The organism is Flavicella sp. IMCC45537, from assembly GCF_057197705.1.
The window spans coordinates 3,353,083-3,372,046 of record NZ_CM170067.1 but is presented as its reverse complement, the minus strand read 5'-3'; the positions used below and the strand labels follow the sequence as shown (position 1 = coordinate 3,372,046).

Genomic DNA, 18,964 nt, shown 5'->3' with positions numbered 1-18,964 from the left:
ATGGATAGGTTCCATAAACTCGTTTCGGTTGTTTTACATCCTATATTATTACCCATCGCAGCGACGCTTGTCTTTTTTATGCTTAACGATCATGGTATTGACATATCCATACAGCTAAAAATTATTTCAATGGTTGTTATCGGGACCTATTTTGTTCCAATCATTTTGTTGATGATTCTAAAACGTAGAAAATTAATTGACACTATAGAAGTAAAAAAGATAAAGGAAAGAAAAATACCTATCATTTTCATGACCATTTTATTTTTTTTCCTAGGGAAAGCTTTTCATAGGATTCCAAACTTAGTTTTTCTATCGCAATTATTCTTAGGCTGTTCCTTAGCCCTTTCCATTACTTATTTTTTGTTCATCAAAAAATTAAAAATAAGCCTACATATGATAGGAATAGCAAGTTTCATTGCTTTTGTTATAGCTTATAGCATTGAAACCACTGTTAATATTACAATGTTCTTAGCAGTTCTTTTTATTTTAGCAGGTATTGTAGCAAATGCCCGAATTAAGTTGAAGGAACATACTTTAAAGGAAGTTTTTTTGGGATTCGGAACCGGATTTATAACGCAACTTTTAGTATTTGCAATTCTTTGGCTATAAATTAGAGTAAGTAAAAAATCAATCCCATTTTAAAGGAATTCATTTTCAACTCTTCACCATTATTAAAGGCACTATTCCCTTTAAAAAACGGATTTAGGGTGTAATGCAAATAAAAATTCCACGTTCCATAACCAGCAGCAAAAGAATAAGCATACTGCCAATCTTCTAGCTTTAAAACTTCTGTTAGCTGTATCAACTCATTATTTCTTTCTCCAATAGAAGAGGAATTTAATACATATGACACATGTAAACCTGTATATACCCGCCAAAACTTATATTTTTCAAGTGTCGAGGTTCTCCATCTAAATTCAATAGGAAATTCTAGACTATTCGTTTTAATAGTATACGTATCCTGATTTGTCGTCGCTTGATTTACATCTGCACTATTACCAGTAACAACAATATTTTGAATATGTGTGTTAAAAGCATAGCCCAAACCAACACCTATTCCTACATTTCTTTTTTCATTAAAAGGAATATCTTTGATAAACCCACCCGAAAAACCATATGCAAAACCATCTTTAACAAAGCCAGGTGGTGTATTAGCAAAAATATTATAGGTAACACCAATATATAATTGATCTTCCAAATACTTTGGATCAATAGATACACTATCTTTTGATACTTGCGCATAAAGACTTGTACTCAATAAAAGAAGATAAAGAAATACTCTCAATAGTAACCTGATATTAAATAGTAAAAAACAAAATTAAAACAAAAAGGCATTCGTTTTACACGAATGCCTTTTTATATATTCAATAAATTAAATTACTTTACGTTAGCAGTTAAATCTCCCTTACGAGTAGAATAACTAATTTTTAAAGCATTTATATCTCTTAATTCCATTCTGATATCATGAATAGTACCAACACCACATGCAACATCTGATTTAATAGAAGTTGTCATATAAGGAATCTCCTCTGGGTTGTGCTTTTCTTGCTCAGAGTAAATGAAATTTGCTATATCATTTACGGTTGAAATTTTATCATTCAACTGAATTTTATCTCCAGAACCATACTTCGCTTGGTCTTCAGGTTTCGCCTTTCCTACATAAATAGTACTTACCAAACTCTTGTGTTCCAATTTCTTTACTTCAGTAGCATTTGGCAACTGAGGTGGTTTGATCAACAAATCAGTTTCCCTCATTGTTGTTGTAACCATAAAGAAGAATAATAACATAAATACAATATCTGGTAAGGCAGCAGTATTTACCGCTGGTAATCCTTTTTTCTTTTTTCCGAATTTAGACATAGTATAAAATTATTTAGTTGGTTCTGCATCAGAAATAATCTGAGGGTAAGCTCCTTTCACCTTTTTGATAACGGCTTTTAAAGCTTCATTCTCTTTATCATTTCCTGATAACAATAATAAATCATCATAACTCATTCCTGCATACTGACCTGTAATGTACTTTTTAGCATACCTATTTCTCAATTCAGTATAAGCGGCTAAAAGTTCATTCTGAACCGTGATATACATTCCGTAAGAAGTACCTCTATCACTTTGAACAGAAATAATCGCTTTGTTTGGGTGATCCGAAGAATCATCTTTCTTTGCACCGTTACAGTAATCACATTTCTTACCTGGTCCGTATTCATCCGCTTTACCAATACCTCCTCCATTATCAAGGAAGTCAATAGTAAACTGTTTCAAATCTTTGATTTCCATCTCCTCATCTTCAACTAACATTTGATTGTTACGGTTCAAGTTGATTTCAAGAATATTCTTTTGTTTGATCACAGGCGGATCATAATTTTCTGGTGGTTTTTCTGATAATTTACGAGAAATACCAGAATCAACATCCATTGTTGTTGTTACCAAGAAAAATATCAGCAACAAGAACGCAATGTCTGCCATAGACCCAGCATTAATCTCTGGAAGTTCTTTTCTTGCCATATTAATTATTTAAAAATTGATTTGGCTCCTCCTATTACAATTGTAGCAACAGCAGTAGCTCCTAATAAAACAGTATACCAAATACCAGTACTAACCCATTTAGAGTTTGAACCAGCTTCACCTCCTGGCAAAACCTCTCCAGTAACATCTGTTACAGCATCATCTGGTGCAAGACCATATGCTGCAGCCAAGAACACCCCAAGAACTACTAATCCTAAAGCTGTTTTCTTTAATGCCTCTGGTTTTTTGAATAACCCAATAATTGAGAATAAAACTGTCAATCCTAATACAACTAAAAATAGTCCTATTGAAAAGGACACCATTGGTCCTACGATTCCTAAAGATCCACCACCTTCAACAATAGCATCATCACCAGTACTTATTATCTTAATAAAGAAATAAGCAGCAACCAAAGCTATTAAGCCTACTAGACCTTTTAATATTTTTGTTAAATTTTGATTCATTCTTCTTATTTTTTATGTTTTACCAATAGGTCAATTAATGAGATAGAAGCATCTTCCATATCATTTACGATACCATCTACTTTAGAGATAATATAGTTGTAAAAAACTTGAAGAATAATCGCTACTACAAGACCAAATACAGTTGTTAATAAGGCTACTTTAATACCTCCTGCTACTACTGTTGGAGAAATATCCCCTGCTGCTTGAATCGAGTCAAAGGCTCCAATCATCCCGATTACAGTTCCCATAAACCCAAGCATTGGTGCCAAAGCGATAAACAAAGATAACCAAGAGATATTTTTCTCTAATAATCCCATTTGAACTCCTCCGTAACCTACAACTGCTTTTTCGGCAGCTTCAATTCCTTCGTCAGCTCTATCTAATCCTTGGTAAAAGATTGAAGCAACAGGTCCTTTTGTATTTCTACAAACTTCTTTTGCTGCATCTACTCCACCAGAAGCCAAAGCTTCATCTACACCAGCAACTAATTTCTTAGTGTTTGTTGTAGCCATATTTAAATAAATAATTCTTTCAATTGCAATTGCTAAACCTAAAATTAAAGCTACCAAAACAATTCCCATAAAAAATGGACCACCTTCTATAAAACGTTGTTTTAATACTTGGTGAAAAGTTTCTGATTCTACAGATTCCGCTGCTTGTGCAAACGTGCTTTGAGTTGCTCCAAAAAACAAGGCACCTGTAATTGTAAGGATTGTAAATACTTTTTTCATTGTGATAAAATTAATTTATTAATATAATTAAGGTTTTAAATTAGTTAAATCTTAAAAAACACTGCGGAGAGAAAGGGATTCGAACCCCCGTTACAATTTCTTGTAAACACGCTTTCCAAGCGTGCGCCTTAAGCCACTCGGCCACCTCTCCGTTGATATGCCTTCTAAGGTTCAGCAATTAACAAAAAAATGTTGAATCTGTAAAAAAAATAATGTGTTTATTTAACTTATTTATGTGTTTTTCTATCGTTTTCACAGATTCACAACATTTTTGCTACCTCATTTTTACTGTTAAAACTCTTTTCTTAAACTTAATTTAACATCTGAGGCCACAACTACCTTGCCAAAAAAAAAGAGGATGTATAATTACATCCTCTTTAAATATTTAAATAACCGTTCGTTATTATTTTTCCATTTCAAAATCTTCCATGAATTTTGTAGTATAGTTTCCTGCTACATAATCCGGATGATCCATCAATTGTCTATGGAAAGGAATTGTTGTTTTCACACCTTCCACGATAAACTCATCTAAAGCACGTTTCATTTTATTGATCGCTTCTTCTCTAGTTTGCGCCGTTGTTATCAACTTTGCTACCATTGAATCATAATTAGGTGGAATTGTATATCCAGCATATACATGCGTATCCAATCTTACCCCATGTCCTCCTGGAGCATGGAACGTTGTAATTTTCCCTGGAGCTGGCATAAATCCTTTATGTGGATTCTCAGCATTGATACGACACTCAATAGAGTGCATTTTTGGCAAATAGTTTTTACCAGAAATTGGCACACCTGAAGCAACTAAAATCTGCTCACGAATTAAATCGTAGTTCACAACTTCCTCTGTAATTGGGTGTTCTACTTGGATACGAGTATTCATTTCCATAAAGTAAAAGTTTCTGTCTTTATCCACTAAGAATTCAACAGTACCAGCACCTTCATACTTAATATATTCAGCAGCTTTTACAGCAGCTTCTCCCATTCTCTCTCTCAATTCATCAGTCATGAAAGGAGAAGGTGTTTCTTCCGTTAATTTTTGGTGACGTCTTTGAACAGAACAATCTCTTTCAGATAAATGACATGCTTTCCCAAAAGAATCTCCGACAATTTGGATTTCAATATGACGAGGTTCTTGGATTAATTTCTCCATGTACATATCGTCATTTCCAAAAGCTGCTTTCGACTCATATCTAGCAGAATCCCATGCATCTTCTAAATCTTCTTCTTTCCAAACAGCACGCATTCCTTTACCTCCACCACCGGCAGAAGCTTTTAACATCACTGGGTAACCTGCTTCTTCTGCCAATTTTTTACATTCAGCAAAATCTTCGATTACTCCTTCACTTCCTGGAACACATGGTACTCCTGCTGCAATCATGGTAGATTTAGCATTTGCTTTATCTCCCATTCTGTCAATCATTTCAGCACTCGCTCCAATAAATTTAATACCGTGCTCTTCACAAAGCGCAGAAAATTTTGAATTCTCAGATAAGAATCCATATCCTGGATGTATTGCATCCGCATTAGTAATTTCTGCAGCTGCTAAAATATTTGACATTTTCAAATAAGAATCTGTACTAGCCGCTGGCCCAATACAAACTGCCTCATCTGCAAACTTTACATGCAAACTTTCTTCATCCGCTTGAGAATAAACAGCAACTGTTTTAATTCCCATCTCTTTACATGTTCTGATAACACGTAAAGCAATCTCACCTCTATTGGCTATTAATATTTTTTTAAACATAATAATATTGTTTAGTCTTAATTATAGTTTCAACAACTACAAAGAATCGTTTTTAATTATGCTCTAAAAATTATGATGGATCAACTAAGAATAAAGGTTGTCCAAATTCTACTGGAGAAGAATCTTCCACTAAAATTTTCACAATTTTACCAGATACCTCTGATTCAATTTCGTTAAATAATTTCATTGCTTCAATTACACAAACAACAGAATCAGCAGATACTGAATCTCCAATTTCAACAAAGTTTGATTTGTCTGGAGATGGCTTTCTATAGAATGTTCCAATGATTGGAGAAGTAATTGTTACTAATTTAGAATCCTCTTCTTCAGCTGCTGCTGCAGGAGCTGCAGGTGCTGCTGGAGCCACTGGCTCAGCCTGAGGAACAACTTGTGATACAACTGGCATTTGAGCAGGAGACACAGCAGACTGTAAAATTGTAGTTTCTGTTTTACCAGATCCTGTTTTTACAGTAATTTTGATGTCTTCCATTTCTAATTTCACTTCGCTTGCACCAGATTTGGCAACAAACTTTATCAAATTTTGAATGTCTTTTAATTCCATAATATATTTTAGTTATATAAGTAGTATTTAATTCTATTTTGAGTTATAAGCCCATTTTAAATAAACGGCTCCCCATGTAAATCCTCCACCAAAAGCGGCGAATATAATGTTATCTCCTTTTTTTAATTGATCTTCAAAATCTGCTAATAATAAGGGTAATGTAGCAGAAGTTGTATTTCCGTAATTTTGGATATTTTGTAACACCTTACTTTTATCCAAATTTATTCTTCTTGCAGTAGCCTCAATAATTCTTTGATTTGCTTGATGTGGCGCTAACCAATCAACATCATCATTTGTTAAATTATTACGCTTCAAAATTTTCTCACTCGCATCAGCCATGTTAGAAACCGCATATTTAAATACTGTTTTCCCTTCTTGTTTGATAAAGTGTTGACGATTATCTAATGTTTCCTGTGAAGTTGGCTTTAAAGAACCACCCGCTTCAATTCTCAAGAACTCACGTCCAACTGCGTCTCCTCTTAGGTACTCATCTTGGAAACCTAATCCATCTTCATTTGGTTCAAATAATGCTGCACCAGCACCATCTCCAAAAATAATACATGTAGTTCTATCAGTATAGTCAACAATTGAAGACATTTTATCCGCTCCAATTACCAATACTTTTTTATATCTACCTGATTCAATATAAGCAGATGCTGTTGACATCGCGTACAAGAAACTTGAACAAGCAGCTTGTAAGTCGTACCCAAAAGCATTTGTTGCTCCAATTTCAGAGGCAACATAAACTGCTGTTGAAGCCACATTCATATCTGGCGTTGCAGTACCAATAATAACCATATCAATCTCTGAAGGATCAATACCTCTTTTAGCAATTAAGTCTTCAGCGGCTTTGATTGCCAAATAAGACGTTCCTTTATCAGCATCTTTAAGGATTCTTCTTTCCTTAATTCCTGTTCTCGTAAAAATCCACTCATCGTTCGTTTCTACTAAAGATTCTAACTCTTTATTGGTAAGAGTATAGTCAGGAACATACTTTCCTACTGCTGTAATTGCTGCAGTTATTTTACCCATAATAATAATTTTTAAAGACTTTTTCGAGAATAATTTTTACGAAAAAAAATCGATGTCCAAAGTAATGAAATTTATTTCACATATAAATGAAAAAAAAACCAATAATTGCCTTTTTTCACCCTAAAACACCAAAAAACCCTCCATTCAAGAGGGTTTTTCATTATATTTCTATCAAATCCTTAAGCTTCTACTACAGGAGAATCAATTACAATTTGTCCTTTGTAATATAATTTTCCTTCATGCCAGTGAGCTCTGTGGTATAAGTGAGCTTCTCCTGTTGTTGGATCAACTGCTACTTGTGGAGCTACTGCTTTGTAGTGAGTTCTTCTTTTGTCTCTTCTTTGTTTAGATATTTTTCTCTTTGGATGTGCCATTACGCTGTGTTTTATCTATTAATAAATCTTTTAACTTCCCCCATCTAGGATCTGTTGTATCTTCGTTATTTGTTGTACTCTTATTTCCTTTTAGCTCTTCTAATCTTTCAAATGCATCTGACTCCATAGAGCCATCAATTACTTTTGGATGCAACCTTTTTGCTGGCGCAGACAAAACAATCATTTCAAAAATATAATGCGCTACATTAATGCGGTGTTCAGTATAAGGCAAATAAACAATCTCTTCATTTCCATCATCATAATCCTCTCCAAACTTTACGATCAAAGACAAATCACCGGTGATATCCATATCAAAAGGCTCTCCTGTAACGTCACAAGGAACATTCACAAAACCTTTAAAAGAAAAGTCTAACTCCAACATTGTAGCCTTTTTCACAAAAGACAACTCCACATTTATATTCGTTTCATCAAAATCATCGAACTGAAACGCATCAAAGAACTTGTTATCAATATGATATTCAAAATTATGCTTTGCTTCCTTTAAACCTATAAAAGAAATTTCAAAATCTCTCAACTCTTTCATAATGAACATCAATTTGAGCGTGCAAAGATATAAAATTTCATTTTATTATAAACAAAAGAAATTAAAATTTCCACATTAATATTTTTTTCGAACTTTTAAACTATCCTTTGTTAAGGTTTTATAGCCTTTTCTTGTTTTTACAATTTTCAACCCAGTAAAGAGCGCTTCTTTAAACGAAGAAGCATCTGCCTTATTCTGACCCGCTATTTCAAAAGCAGTTCCATGATCAGGAGAGGTTCTAACTTCACTCAATCCCGCGGTAAAATTAACACCATTTCCAAATGCCAATGTTTTAAACGCCACCAATCCTTGATCGTGATACATCGCTAACACACCATCGAACCCTTTATAATTACCAGACCCAAAAAAACCATCTGCTGCATAAGGCCCGTATACTAATTTTCCAGTTTCTTGAATTTCTTTTAAGGTAGGTCTCACCAATTCTTCATCCTCATTACCAATAACACCATTATCACCACAATGCGGATTCAAACCTAGTACCGCTATTTTAGGCTTATCAATTCCAAAATCTTTTACAAGGGTACTATACATAGTTTCTACTTTCGATAAAATCAAATCCTTGGTTATCGTTTCTGAAACTTTTGCTACCGGAACATGTCCTGTTATCAATCCCATTCTCAAAGAATCCGTCATCAAAATCATCAAACTATCACCTTCTAATTTATCCTCCAAAAACTCAGTATGTCCTGCAAACTTAAACTCATCAGACTGAATATTATCTTTACTGATAGGTGCAGTCACTAACAAATCTACTTTCCCCTCCTTCAAAGCTTGTGTTGCTGCATCTAAAGATTTTAATGCAAACGCCCCCGATTCTTTCGTTGGATTCCCAAGATCTATTCGCACCTCTTCGGTAGTAACAGGAATCAAATTTACCTTCCCATCAACTACTGCATCTAAAGATTGAATCCCTTGTACTGGAACTTCTAGCTTCAGTTTGTTTTTATGAAAAGTAATCACTTTGGAAGATGCAAACAAAACAGGTGTACAAAAATCCATCATGCGCTTATCTGCAAAAGTTTTCAATACAACCTCAATACCAATACCATTGATATCACCTACTGAAATTCCAACCTTTATTTTTTGCTCTTTCTCCATTCAACTACTTTATTATTCTTATTTTTGAGGAATCAAAAGTAATCATTTAAATTGACAATTTTATGTTCACAGGTATTATAGAAAAACAAGGCTTAGTAAAAGAAATCATCAAAGAAAACGACAATTTACATATCACAATTTCTTCTGAATTCACCTCTGAACTCAAAATAGATCAAAGTGTTGCTCATAACGGAGTATGCTTAACTGTGGTTGCCATTGACAACGACAAATACACTGTAACTGCGATCAAAGAAACCTTAGAAAAAACAAATTTAAACAGTTTAAAAGTAAACGACTCCGTAAACTTAGAGAGAGCAATGAAACTTGGAGATCGATTAGACGGACATATAGTACAAGGACATGTAGATCAAACAGCTACCTGTACTGCGATAACAAATGAAAACGGAAGTTGGAGTTTTACTTTTTCTTATGACCCTAATAAAAACAATGTTACTATTGAAAAAGGATCTATTACTATTAACGGAACAAGTTTAACAGTAGTAAATTCTAAAAAAAATGAATTCAGTGTTGCTATCATACCCTACACATACGAACACACAAACTTTAATCGTTTTGAAACAGGAACGGAAGTAAATTTAGAATTTGACGTAATTGGCAAATATGTTGCCCGCTTGATGAATAAATAATTCTTATTTTTAGGATATATTTATTTTTGCTTTGCGATTGAAAAAAAATACTTCCCTTATTGTTTTGAGTTTGCTTGTTTGGAATGCTGTTTTCTCACAGGCAACTTCTAAGTTTTACACAAACACTAACACCAAATGGCTTTTAGAAATTCCATTATGGGTGCCAGGGTTTAGGGGTCAGTTGTCATATGGCGATATCTACCTTAACTCAGCAACACCAAAAGACAAAAAAGAACTAGAGCGAATAGAAAAAGACCCTGGACTAGAATTTTATTTTGTTGGAAGAGCCTCTTATAAACACAAAAAACTTTGGATTCAAGCAGATGCCTTTTCAGGGTCCGTTGGTAATACTTTTACCTTCACCCCACCAAGAAGCGAATTAGAAAAAGAATTAATCTATCTTTCCGCTCAAGGCACCATGCCAAGATTGATTTTTGGTTACTCTGCATGGTCAAAAAACTTCAACAACCATACGAGTATAGAGATTGTACCCTATACAGGACTTCGTTATATTTACATTCAGTTTGAATCAGAAATCACCCAAACATCAGAGCAAATAAATTTAGTAAGCCAATGGCTTGAGCCGCTTATTGGAATATCCGTTCCATTTAACTACAAAAGATTTAGAATAGAACTTCAAGGGGATTGGGGAGGAAACACCAACGAAAACTCTACGATGATCAATAGTTATGTCAAATATCGAATTTCAAAACTAGTAGACACTAAACTGGGATGGACCTCTATTTATTCGCACCACAAAGCAATTGTTCAAGAAGAACTACTTGATTTTGACATCAACCTCCAAGGTCCAACTATTGGTGTAGGCTTCCATTTTTAAACAATTAACTCACAATACCTCAAAAGCACTAAAACAGTTTACCTAAAAAAAACTACACTTCACCCACAAACTCCTCCAACTCACCTTATTCTTTGGTTTAAAAAAAGTATCTCTTCATATCTTTAAGTGTGAAACGTAATTAAGATTACAAAAAAGATACCGATAACCTTTAAAACAAAAGATTATGTATACCGACAGCACTTACTTACTAAATGAAGTAAAAACACTTCCTTCAAAAACAGTAATTACAAAACAATTATTCTACAGCTTACTAAGAAAAGCAAGAGCTAGAAAACAAAAACATAAACTGATTTTATCAGCGCCCCTAATTTAACACCTCGACTCATTTGAGTTGATTTTTTTCATAGCAATCAAAAAGCCACTTCTAATAGAAGTGGCTTTTTATTTATTTCACAAAAAAAAAGCCTTTCAAAAAATTGAAAGGCTTTGTGTTTTAGAAGTGGTCCCACTAGGGCTCGAACCTAGGACCACCTGATTATGAGTCAGGTGCTCTAACCAACTGAGCTATGAGACCTAAAACGTCTGCAAAAATAACATTATTTTACAATTCCGACTACTTTTCTGAAGAAAATAATCAAAAAAATATCCTATTAAACCGTACGTGTCATTAAATTCTGACCGAACTGTTTTAACACAAGGCTATTAGCTTCTGAAATAGAAATCTCATCCAAAACGTCAAATGCTTTTTTAGTATAACTTTCAATAGCAGCTCTGGTCATTCTATCACTACCTATCAAATTAAACAACTCTTTTACACGGCGTACTTTCTCTGTATTATCATCTAATAATTGATCATACCACTGTGCTAATTCTTCTTTTAAATCTGGTGTTGCATGTTTCAGAGCTTCGATATACAAAAAGGTTTTTTTATTCTCCATAATATCGCCCCCCACTTGCTTACCAAAGGTGGCCGCATCTCCATAAGCATCTAAATAATCATCCTGCAATTGAAAAGCAATTCCTAAATTCAAGCCAAATTCATATATTTTTTTTGAATCCTCAGCAGTCGCACCAGCAATGATAGCTCCCATTTCAAGAGCGGCTGCAACTAAAACTGATGTTTTCAAGCCAATCATTTTAATATACTCCTCTGCAGTTACATCATTTCGTGTCTCAAAGTCCATATCATATTGCTGACCTTCACAAACCTCCAATGCTGTTTTGTTAAACAACTGCATAAGTTGTTTAAAAGTTCCTCCATCGTAAGTTTCCAACAATTGATTCGCTAAAATCAACATGGCATCCCCGGAAAGTATCGCTGTATTCACATCCCACTTTTTATGCACTGTAGCCTTTCCTCTTCTCAAAGGGGCGGCATCCATAATATCATCATGTAATAATGTAAAATTATGAAACACCTCAACAGCCAAGGCTGCATCTAAACTATTCTTATAATTTCCACCAAAAGCTGTTGTTCCCATTAAAACCAAAATTGGTCGCAACCTTTTTCCTCCTAAATCCAAAATATATTCAATTGGATTATAAAGGTTTTGAGGTTCTACAACATTAATCTTCTCTTGTAAATGTGCTAAAAAATCTTCTTTGTATTGTTCTAATTTCAAAATATTGAATTTTGTGTAAAAATAAACAATGCCAGCTTATCACAATTACATTTTTTCAAAAAAACATAAAATGATATTTATCACAAAAAACTATGGAAACTTTTTTGGTTTCTAAAGTTTCCTTACTACATTTGCCAAGTCAAATAAAATGAAGATGAAGGAAAAAATATTAGAATCAGCAACTGAAATGTTTTTAACCTACGGGTTTAAAAGCGTTACCATGGACGATATTGCTGAAAAAATGAGTATTTCTAAAAAAACGATTTACACACACTTTAGCAACAAAACAAAATTGGTAGAAGAAACAACCTTTGGCATGTTTGAATGTATCTCTACTGGAATAGATGTGATTTGTGAATCTAATTTCAACCCGATTGAAGAGCTATTTCAAATAAAAAAGTTTGTTTTAGACAATCTAAAAGATGAAAAATCATCTCCTTTATTTCAACTCCAAAAATACTATCCAAAACTTCACGAAAACCTCTCAAAAAAACAATTCGACTATATGAAAGGCTGTGTAGCAGAAAATCTTTTAAGAGGTGTAGAAGGCGGGTACTTTAGAGAAGAAATGGACATACAATTTATTACACGTGTTTATTTTAAAGGAATGATGGGTATCAAAGACGTTGATACATTTCCAACCGAATTATTTAATATGAATTATTTATTAGAAAAATATTTAGAATACCACGTGCGTGGAATTGCAACAGAAAAAGGAATATTAACATTAGAAAAAGTACAAAATCAATACAATTAGAAATGAAAAAATTAAACATCCTTTATTTATTTTTGGCAAGTACCTTTATAGGGTTTGCACAAGAGACTATTGAGGAGGAACAAAAAACCTCATTCAACCTAAACGAAGCGATATCCTATGCTAAAATTCATAATAGGAATATTCAAAATGCTGTCGCAGGTATTCAAGCTGCCGAAGAGCAAAAGTGGGAAGCAATTTCCATCGGTCTTCCTCAGTTAAGCGGTAAAATTGACTACACAGCAAACATAAAGAAACCTATTGAAGGTGACCCTAACAATCCAGCGGATCCGGTTAATTTCTTTTTCCCGGCAAACAATTTAACGCCTAGCTTAACCGTAACTCAATTAATATTTGATGGATCTTATATAGTAGGTTTACAAGCTTCTAAAGTCTTTTTGGACATCTCTAAAAACTACAAAGAAAAAACAGACAATGAAATTGAACAAATTGTTGTTAATGCATATATGACTGCCTTATTGACGGATGAAAGTATTTTAATCTTAGAAAAAAACATCAAAAACATTGAGGACAATCTAAAAGAAGCAACAGCCGTTGTTGCGAATGGACTTGCTGAAGAAGAAAGTGTAGAGCAATTGCAATTGACATTGACAAACCTTCAAAATTCAATGAGAAACTATGAGGTACTTGCTGAAGTTTCTAACGGATATGTAAAATTACTTTTGGGAATTGATTCTGAAATCTCAATCACCTTAAGTGACAATCTAGAAAATTTAATCAGTGAATACGTTACCCTTGAATCTGAATTTCAACAAAACTCTATTTTCAATAATATAGATTACAAAATAGCAGTAAACGATACGGAAAGCAAAGAGTTATTATACAAATTAGAAAAGGCAAAATACTTGCCTTCTATATCTGCATTTTTAAATACAAATGCACAGGGCCTAAATGAAGAATTTGGAGGCTTGTTTGATAGCGAGCAATCATGGTTGACTTCTACATCAGCAGGTGTTTCTTTATCCATTCCTATTTTCACTTCGTTCAATATTAGATCTCAAAAAAGAAGAGCAAAAATCAATTGGGAAATTTCAGAAAACACTTTAAAAGATACAGAACAGCAACTTAAGCTAGACTTAAAAAAAGTAAAAAGTGAATACATTTTAGCAGCTGAAACTTACGAAAACAGAAAACAAAACTTAAAATTAGCTGAAAAAATAGAGCGCAAAAACTCTGTTAAATTCCGTGAAGGAATGGCTAGTAGTATCGACTTAAGAACCGTACAAGTTCAGTTGTATGACAGTCAACAACAATACATCGAATCTATTATAGATGTAATCAACAAAAAAGTAGAATTGAAAAACTTATTAAACATAAAATAATTTCTTAAACATTTAATCATGAAATATATTTACGCATTTATTGCCAGCACAATCATCCTAACTTCTTGTGCTGAGAAAGCAGAAATCTCTGTGGAAGATGTTATCAAGTCGGAAGACCTTTCATTAATGAGAGAAAAGAAAAAAGAAATTGAAACTACTCAAAAAGAAATTAATATTCAATTGGAAGCCTTAGTATCTGCAATTTCGGTTTATGACACTATGAAGAGATTGCCTTTGGTAACCACTTTTACTAGTACAGCAACCGTTTTCAATCATCATGTAGAACTTCAAGGAAACGTAACTACTAAGAAAAATGTATTAGTTTACCCTGAGGTACCAGGGATTATCAAGGACATTCGCGTGAAAGAAGGACAACGTGTTTCTAAAGGAACTCTTCTAGCAGTCCTAAGTGACGGAGGTATTGCGGATCAATTGGCACAATTAGAAACCCAAACAAAATTGGCTAAAACCACCTATGAAAGACAACAAAAATTGTGGGAACAACAAATTGGTTCTGAAATAGAATACTTAAAAGCAGAGACTAATTATTATGCTAATATCAATGCTATTAAACAATTGAAATCACAATATGCTAAAACAAGAATTGTTGCTCCTTTTTCTGGTATTATAGATGATATATTCAAAGAAGAAGGTATGGTAATTGCACCAGGTCAAGGATCAGAATTATTGCGTATCGTAAACTTAGATGATATGTATATCGATGCCGAAGTTCCAGAAGGTTATATCACTTCTGTATCCAAAGGAAAACATGTAGAAGTATATTTTCCAATATTAAACAAAACGGTAGAAGCTGAAGTAAGACACGCTGCAAGTTATGTTAACCCAAGCAATCGTACATTTAAAGTTGAAGTAAAGGTACCAAACCCAAAACACGATATTAAGCCTAACTTAACTGCAAAGCTTAAAATCAATGACTATAAAAATGAGGCTGCTATTTTAATTCCTCAGAGCATCATTTCAGAAAATGCGAATGGCGATCAATACATCTATATTATTGCGAATAAAAAAGCAAACGGAGAAGCGGTTGTAAAACGTAAAATTATTGAAACTGGAAAAACTCAGGGAGACATTATTGAAGTTACAACTTCATTCCCAAATGGTTTGGAAATAATAAACGAAGGTGCTAGAAGTGTTACAGATGGTCAGTCTGTAAAAATTTTAAGCAACGAACCTTTGAAATTATAATCTATAAATCAACTTAAAAACACCTAAAATGACTGAGAAAAAAGTTGACAAAGAATTTGGTCTGTCCTCCTGGGCAATCAATAATAAAACTACCATATATGTAGTAATGGTAATGATATTCTTTTTAGGATCATCTGCCTACTTCAATATGCCACGTGAAAGTTTTCCTGAAATCAAAGAAACTAAAATTTATATTAGTTCACTTTACCCAGGAAACACAGCGGAAGATATAGAAAAACTAATTACAACTCCTCTAGAAGATAAATTAAAAACAGTCTCTAATCTAGTTGAAATTACTTCTAACTCACAAGAAGATTACTCCATGATTATTGTTGAGTTTGACGAAAACATTTCTGTTGATCAAGCGAAGCAAAAGGTAAAAGACGAAATTGACGGTGAAACTGCTAGTGAAGACTGGCCGACCTTCAATGGCGCAAAGGTGGAGCCTATTGCCTTTGACCTGAGTATGTCTGAAGAGATCCCAATCTTGAATATCAATATTTCTGGAGATTATCCAATCTACAAATTAAAAGAGTTTGGAGAGTATTTAGAAGACGAGATTGAAGACTTAGATGAAATCAAACAAGTTGATATCCGTGGAGCACAAGAAAAAGAGGTAGAAATAGCTGTTGACATTTATAAAATGATGGCAGCAAAAGTTAGCTTCAACGATATTGTTCAAGCGATTAACAACGGAAACGCGACTATGTCTGCGGGTAATTTTATTACAAGTGGCCAAAGACGTACCATTAGAATTATTGGAGAAATTACAGATCCTGAAGAATTAGGGAATTTTGTTGTCAAAAACGAACGAAACAACCCTATCTACCTAAAAAATGTAGCGGAAATTGCTTTTCAAGACAAGGATAAAACTACCTATGCCAGAGAATACGGTGAAAAAGTAGTAATGCTTGATGTAAAAAAGAGAGCAGGAAAAAACATGGTTGCAGCTGCGGACCAGGTTAGAGTTATTGTGGAAAACGCCAAAAACGACTTTTTCCCTTCAGATTTAAAGGTAACTATTTCTAATGATCAATCTTCTAAAACGATTGGACAAGTAGATGATTTGGTAAATAATATCATTTTCGGTATCATTCTGGTAGTTACAGTTCTAATGTTTTTCTTAGGATTTAAAAATGCCTTATTTGTAGGATTCGCTATTCCAATGTCTATGTTTATGTCATTGATGATCCTTGAAATGTTAGGATACACTATGAATACCATGATTCTTTTTGGATTGATTATGGGTCTCGGAATGTTGGTTGACAACGGTATTGTTGTTGTTGAAAACGTATATCGTTTGATGGACGAAGAGGGAATGACCAGAAAAGAGGCTGCAAAAAAAGGAATTAGTGAAATTGCCTATCCAATTATTATCTCTACAGCAACCACTGTGGCTGCCTTTATCCCGCTTGGGTTATGGCCGGGATTGATGGGTCAATTTATGATTTACTTCCCAATTACACTATCTGTGGTATTAGGTTCATCTTTATTTGTTGCCATCTTCTTTAACTCTGTATTAGTGTCTCAATTTATGAGTGTTGAGGACAAAGAGATGCCTTTGAAAAGAATGATTACAATTTCTTCTATTTTAGTCGTAATTGGATTCATCATCTTTTTAACTGGAGGAAGCTATGCCGCTTTAGGTACCTTAATGATCTTTACAGCCATAATGTTATGGTTCTATAGACTAGTACTAAGAAAAGTTGCGAATTGGTTCCAAGATAAAGTACTTACTCGTCTAGAAAACTTTTATGAAAAACAATTAAAATACGCCTTGACAGGTTGGAGACGTACAGTATATACTATCGGAACTTTTGTGCTTTTAATTATTGCATTTATTTCCTTCGGTGCATCTGTTGCAACCCAAAGGACAAAAATCGAATTTTTCCCAGACAACAAACCGAATCAAATTATTGTTTACATCGAATATCCTCAAGGGACAGATATTGAAAAAACCAATGCCATTACAAAACAAATCGAAAACCGCGTTTTTGAAGTATTGAATGATGATGAATACACGGACGGTGATTACAATTTCTTAGTAGAAAGTACCGTTTCTCAAGTAGGTGAAGGAGCTGGAAACCCTCAAACAGATGGTGGTTCTGCTGCAGAGATGCCGCACAAAGGTAAAATTACCGCCTCTATGCGAGAATACAAATTTAGAAGAGGAAAAGATAGCGAAATCTTAAGACAACGAGTACAAACCGCCTTAGTAGGTATTTATCCAGGTGTATTGATTTCTGTTGAAAAAGATGTAAACGGACCTCCTGCAGGATCTCCAATCAATATTGAAATTGAAGGAAAAGACTATGCTGAATTGATTGAAACAGCTGAAAGAATGCGTGACTTTATCAATACAAGAAGTATTGCTGGTATTGACGAATTGAAAATTGATGTAAATAGAGACAAGCCAGGTATGCAAGTAGTTGTAGATCGTAAAAAAGCAGGTGAACTTGGTGTAAGCGCAGGACAAGTTGGACAACAATTACGTAACGCAATTTTTGGAAGTAAAGCTGGAGTTTATAAAGAAGATGGTGAAGATTATGACATCTATGTACGTTTCAACAAAGCAGATAGATACAATAAAAGTGCCTTATTCAATCAAAAGATTACTTTTAGAGACATGGCAACTGGACAAATAAAGGAAATTCCTGTATCTGCTGTTGCTAAACAAAAAAACAACTCAGGGTTTAGTGCCATTAAACACAAAGACCAGAAAAGAGTCGTTACAGTATACTCTGCTTTATCTCCCGGATACACTGATGCCGGTGCGATCGTAACAAAAATTCAAGAAGAAATGACAAACTTCAAAGGATTACCAAAAGGAATCTCAGTGGATTATACAGGACAAATTGAAGAGCAAAATAAACAAATGGCATTCTTGATGGGAGCATTTTTCACTGGTCTTGGATTGATTTTCTTAATTTTGATTCTACAATTCAATTCAATTTCAAAACCTGCAATTATCATGATTGCAATTTTCTTAAGTTTGATTGGCGTGTTTGGTGGTATCGTAATCACAGGAAGTTCTTTTGTTATTATGATGACAATGATGGGAATTATTTCACTCGCAGGTATTGTTGTAAATAACGGGGTTGTATTACTCGATTATGCACAATTACTTATTGATCGTAAAAAAATGGAACTTGGTATTGCAGATGAGGATTATCTAAATTCTGAAGACCTTTTCAATAGTATCGTATCTGCTGGTAAATCACGTTTACGTCCGGTTTTACTAACCGCAATTACAACTATACTAGGTTTGATTCCTTTAGCGATTGGATTGAACATCAACTTCTTTACATTCTTTAGTGAATTTGATGCACACATCTACTTTGGTGGAGACAATGTAATTTTCTGGGGACCTTTAGCATGGACCGTAATTTACGGATTGATTATTGCTACTTTCCTTACATTAATTATTGTACCTATATTATTCTTATTGGTTACAAAATTAAAAATGTGGATCCACAGTAAAAGATCAGTAACCGCATAAACATAACACAAATTAAATT

The 18,964-nt window shown here is 33.8% G+C and carries 19 protein-coding genes and 2 tRNA genes; 7 read left to right on the top strand and 14 right to left on the bottom strand.

The window, feature by feature from the left end; all coding sequences use genetic code 11:
* Positions 1 to 609: a hypothetical protein gene (locus tag AC2DGP_RS13660; protein WP_484490617.1), complete on the top strand. Its 609-nt coding sequence runs from the start codon at positions 1 to 3 to the stop codon at positions 607 to 609.
* Between the two features lies 1 nt (position 610).
* Here AC2DGP_RS13660 and AC2DGP_RS13655 read toward each other — a convergent pair whose 3' ends face one another.
* From AC2DGP_RS13655 to pdxA, 12 genes are all read right to left on the bottom strand, one after another.
* The gene (locus AC2DGP_RS13655; protein ID WP_484490616.1) at positions 611 to 1,258 is read right to left on the bottom strand and encodes a porin family protein; all 648 of its coding nucleotides are present in this window, start codon (positions 1,256 to 1,258) and stop codon (positions 611 to 613) included.
* A 119-nt stretch (positions 1,259 to 1,377) separates the two neighbouring features.
* Positions 1,378 to 1,860, bottom strand: coding sequence for an ExbD/TolR family protein (locus tag AC2DGP_RS13650; RefSeq protein WP_484490615.1), 483 nt, complete (start codon positions 1,858 to 1,860; stop codon positions 1,378 to 1,380).
* Between the two features lie 9 nt (positions 1,861 to 1,869).
* Positions 1,870 to 2,505 (bottom strand): ExbD/TolR family protein, encoded by a 636-nt coding sequence (locus tag AC2DGP_RS13645; protein ID WP_484490614.1) that lies wholly within the window; start codon positions 2,503 to 2,505, stop codon positions 1,870 to 1,872.
* 5 nt (positions 2,506 to 2,510) lie between these two features.
* Positions 2,511 to 2,969, bottom strand: coding sequence for a hypothetical protein (locus AC2DGP_RS13640; RefSeq protein WP_484490613.1), 459 nt, complete (start codon positions 2,967 to 2,969; stop codon positions 2,511 to 2,513).
* A 5-nt stretch (positions 2,970 to 2,974) separates the two neighbouring features.
* On the bottom strand, positions 2,975 to 3,700 hold the full coding sequence (locus tag AC2DGP_RS13635) for a MotA/TolQ/ExbB proton channel family protein (RefSeq protein WP_300322523.1): 726 nt from the start codon (positions 3,698 to 3,700) through the stop codon (positions 2,975 to 2,977).
* A 64-nt stretch (positions 3,701 to 3,764) separates the two neighbouring features.
* Positions 3,765 to 3,851: transfer RNA gene (locus AC2DGP_RS13630), tRNA-Ser, on the bottom strand.
* A gap of 252 nt (positions 3,852 to 4,103) precedes the next feature.
* Positions 4,104 to 5,444 (bottom strand): acetyl-CoA carboxylase biotin carboxylase subunit, encoded by a 1,341-nt coding sequence (gene accC, locus AC2DGP_RS13625; RefSeq protein WP_484490612.1) that lies wholly within the window; start codon positions 5,442 to 5,444, stop codon positions 4,104 to 4,106.
* A gap of 70 nt (positions 5,445 to 5,514) precedes the next feature.
* Positions 5,515 to 6,006 carry an acetyl-CoA carboxylase biotin carboxyl carrier protein gene (gene accB / locus AC2DGP_RS13620; protein ID WP_484490611.1) on the bottom strand — a complete coding sequence of 164 codons (492 nt, stop codon included), beginning with the start codon at positions 6,004 to 6,006 and terminating at the stop codon, positions 5,515 to 5,517.
* A gap of 33 nt (positions 6,007 to 6,039) precedes the next feature.
* The gene (locus AC2DGP_RS13615) at positions 6,040 to 7,038 is read right to left on the bottom strand and encodes a beta-ketoacyl-ACP synthase III (protein ID WP_484490610.1); all 999 of its coding nucleotides are present in this window, start codon (positions 7,036 to 7,038) and stop codon (positions 6,040 to 6,042) included.
* Between the two features lie 179 nt (positions 7,039 to 7,217).
* Positions 7,218 to 7,412: a 50S ribosomal protein L32 gene (rpmF, locus tag AC2DGP_RS13610; RefSeq protein ID WP_300322531.1), complete on the bottom strand. Its 195-nt coding sequence runs from the start codon at positions 7,410 to 7,412 to the stop codon at positions 7,218 to 7,220.
* The gene (locus AC2DGP_RS13605) at positions 7,384 to 7,956 is read right to left on the bottom strand and encodes a YceD family protein (RefSeq protein ID WP_484490609.1); all 573 of its coding nucleotides are present in this window, start codon (positions 7,954 to 7,956) and stop codon (positions 7,384 to 7,386) included. Before AC2DGP_RS13605 ends, rpmF begins: the two co-directional genes overlap by 29 nt.
* Before the next feature lie 75 nt (positions 7,957 to 8,031).
* A complete protein-coding gene (gene pdxA, locus AC2DGP_RS13600) occupies positions 8,032 to 9,075 on the bottom strand; it encodes a 4-hydroxythreonine-4-phosphate dehydrogenase PdxA (RefSeq protein WP_484490608.1) in 1,044 nt (347 codons plus the stop codon).
* A gap of 62 nt (positions 9,076 to 9,137) precedes the next feature.
* Here pdxA and AC2DGP_RS13595 point away from each other — a divergent pair, with 62 nt between their 5' ends.
* Positions 9,138 to 9,722: a riboflavin synthase gene (locus AC2DGP_RS13595; RefSeq protein ID WP_484490607.1), complete on the top strand. Its 585-nt coding sequence runs from the start codon at positions 9,138 to 9,140 to the stop codon at positions 9,720 to 9,722.
* A 64-nt stretch (positions 9,723 to 9,786) separates the two neighbouring features.
* Entirely contained in the window at positions 9,787 to 10,560 is a 774-nt protein-coding gene (locus AC2DGP_RS13590) for a hypothetical protein (RefSeq protein ID WP_484490606.1), read from the top strand.
* Positions 10,561 to 11,021: 461 nt separating this feature from the next.
* On the opposite strand, the gene AC2DGP_RS13585 is transcribed toward AC2DGP_RS13590, so the two are convergent.
* Together AC2DGP_RS13585 and AC2DGP_RS13580 are read right to left on the bottom strand one after the other, a co-directional pair.
* Positions 11,022 to 11,095: transfer RNA gene (locus tag AC2DGP_RS13585), tRNA-Ile, on the bottom strand.
* 76 nt (positions 11,096 to 11,171) lie between these two features.
* Positions 11,172 to 12,146 carry a polyprenyl synthetase family protein gene (locus AC2DGP_RS13580; RefSeq protein WP_484492504.1) on the bottom strand — a complete coding sequence of 325 codons (975 nt, stop codon included), beginning with the start codon at positions 12,144 to 12,146 and terminating at the stop codon, positions 11,172 to 11,174.
* Positions 12,147 to 12,297: 151 nt separating this feature from the next.
* On the opposite strand from AC2DGP_RS13580, the gene AC2DGP_RS13575 reads away from it, so the two are divergent.
* From AC2DGP_RS13575 to AC2DGP_RS13560, 4 genes are read left to right on the top strand one after another with little or no spacing between them, the layout of a single operon-like run.
* Entirely contained in the window at positions 12,298 to 12,900 is a 603-nt protein-coding gene (locus tag AC2DGP_RS13575; protein WP_484490605.1) for a TetR/AcrR family transcriptional regulator, read from the top strand.
* A 2-nt stretch (positions 12,901 to 12,902) separates the two neighbouring features.
* On the top strand, positions 12,903 to 14,240 hold the full coding sequence (locus AC2DGP_RS13570; RefSeq protein ID WP_484490604.1) for a TolC family protein: 1,338 nt from the start codon (positions 12,903 to 12,905) through the stop codon (positions 14,238 to 14,240).
* A gap of 18 nt (positions 14,241 to 14,258) precedes the next feature.
* Entirely contained in the window at positions 14,259 to 15,446 is a 1,188-nt protein-coding gene (locus AC2DGP_RS13565) for an efflux RND transporter periplasmic adaptor subunit (RefSeq protein ID WP_484490603.1), read from the top strand.
* A 28-nt stretch (positions 15,447 to 15,474) separates the two neighbouring features.
* A complete protein-coding gene (locus tag AC2DGP_RS13560) occupies positions 15,475 to 18,945 on the top strand; it encodes an efflux RND transporter permease subunit (protein ID WP_484490602.1) in 3,471 nt (1,156 codons plus the stop codon).
* Positions 18,946 to 18,964 lie beyond the last annotated feature (19 nt).

Coding starts and splice junctions, on each gene's coding strand:
- AC2DGP_RS13595 (WP_484490607.1), top strand. CDS start 9,138: ATGTTCACAGGTATTATAGAAAAACAAGGCTTAGTAAAAGAAATCATC.
- rpmF (WP_300322531.1), bottom strand. CDS start 7,412: ATGGCACATCCAAAGAGAAAAATATCTAAACAAAGAAGAGACAAAAGA.
- AC2DGP_RS13605 (WP_484490609.1), bottom strand. CDS start 7,956: ATGAAAGAGTTGAGAGATTTTGAAATTTCTTTTATAGGTTTAAAGGAA.
- AC2DGP_RS13560 (WP_484490602.1), top strand. CDS start 15,475: ATGACTGAGAAAAAAGTTGACAAAGAATTTGGTCTGTCCTCCTGGGCA.
- accB (WP_484490611.1), bottom strand. CDS start 6,006: ATGGAATTAAAAGACATTCAAAATTTGATAAAGTTTGTTGCCAAATCT.
- AC2DGP_RS13645 (WP_484490614.1), bottom strand. CDS start 2,505: ATGGCAAGAAAAGAACTTCCAGAGATTAATGCTGGGTCTATGGCAGAC.
- AC2DGP_RS13650 (WP_484490615.1), bottom strand. CDS start 1,860: ATGTCTAAATTCGGAAAAAAGAAAAAAGGATTACCAGCGGTAAATACT.
- AC2DGP_RS13575 (WP_484490605.1), top strand. CDS start 12,298: ATGAAGGAAAAAATATTAGAATCAGCAACTGAAATGTTTTTAACCTAC.
- AC2DGP_RS13640 (WP_484490613.1), bottom strand. CDS start 2,969: ATGAATCAAAATTTAACAAAAATATTAAAAGGTCTAGTAGGCTTAATA.
- AC2DGP_RS13615 (WP_484490610.1), bottom strand. CDS start 7,038: ATGGGTAAAATAACTGCAGCAATTACAGCAGTAGGAAAGTATGTTCCT.
- AC2DGP_RS13660 (WP_484490617.1), top strand. CDS start 1: ATGGATAGGTTCCATAAACTCGTTTCGGTTGTTTTACATCCTATATTA.
- AC2DGP_RS13570 (WP_484490604.1), top strand. CDS start 12,903: ATGAAAAAATTAAACATCCTTTATTTATTTTTGGCAAGTACCTTTATA.
- AC2DGP_RS13565 (WP_484490603.1), top strand. CDS start 14,259: ATGAAATATATTTACGCATTTATTGCCAGCACAATCATCCTAACTTCT.
- AC2DGP_RS13635 (WP_300322523.1), bottom strand. CDS start 3,700: ATGAAAAAAGTATTTACAATCCTTACAATTACAGGTGCCTTGTTTTTT.
- pdxA (WP_484490608.1), bottom strand. CDS start 9,075: ATGGAGAAAGAGCAAAAAATAAAGGTTGGAATTTCAGTAGGTGATATC.
- accC (WP_484490612.1), bottom strand. CDS start 5,444: ATGTTTAAAAAAATATTAATAGCCAATAGAGGTGAGATTGCTTTACGT.